This is a genomic window from Thermus aquaticus, assembly GCF_001280255.1.
In the GTDB taxonomy this organism is placed as follows: Bacteria; Deinococcota; Deinococci; order Deinococcales; family Thermaceae; genus Thermus; species Thermus aquaticus.
Genome location: NZ_LHCI01000019.1, coordinates 1 through 463, shown reverse-complemented (window position 1 = coordinate 463; position 463 = coordinate 1). Strand labels below are relative to the sequence as shown.

Sequence of the window (463 nt, the reverse complement as noted above, 5' to 3'; positions counted from 1 at the left end):
CCGGGCCAGGCCTTGGGGGGCCCGCCCCGGAGCTGGGGGAGGCCCCCCAGGTTCTCCCTCCGGCCTTGGAGGGGCCGAGCCAGGGCCTCCTGGAGCCCGGTGGGGAGGGCGGGGAAGGGGCTCTGCCCTCCCCCTGGCCCGGGGGAAGGCCGCCAGAACGGGTGCGCCGGGGGGCCGAGGTCTACCTGGAGCGCACCCCCCTTCCCCCGGAGGCCCGGGAGCTCATCCGGCGCTATTTCGGCGGGCCATGCCTTTTCCCATGGCCTGGCCCACGCTTCCGGCCCCCCCCTCGGGGCGGTCCGCCAGGGGGAAGCCCCCCAGGGACCCGCCGTGGCCGAAGCGGGCCCCCACCCGCAGGTCCACATCCTTGAGGAGCGCCCGCATGAGCTCGTGCTTCCTTCCCCCCTCCATGGCGGCGTAGGGGTTTTCCCGCACCTCCACCAGGCGAACCTCCCCTTCCTCC

The 463-nt window shown here is 75.8% G+C and carries 1 protein-coding gene; it reads right to left on the bottom strand.

Annotated features, from left to right (window positions below; all coding sequences use genetic code 11):
- Positions 1 to 222: 222 nt before the first annotated feature.
- Positions 223 to 463: hypothetical protein (locus BVI061214_RS13050; RefSeq protein ID WP_053766880.1), on the bottom strand; the 241-nt coding region annotated here is incomplete at its 5' end.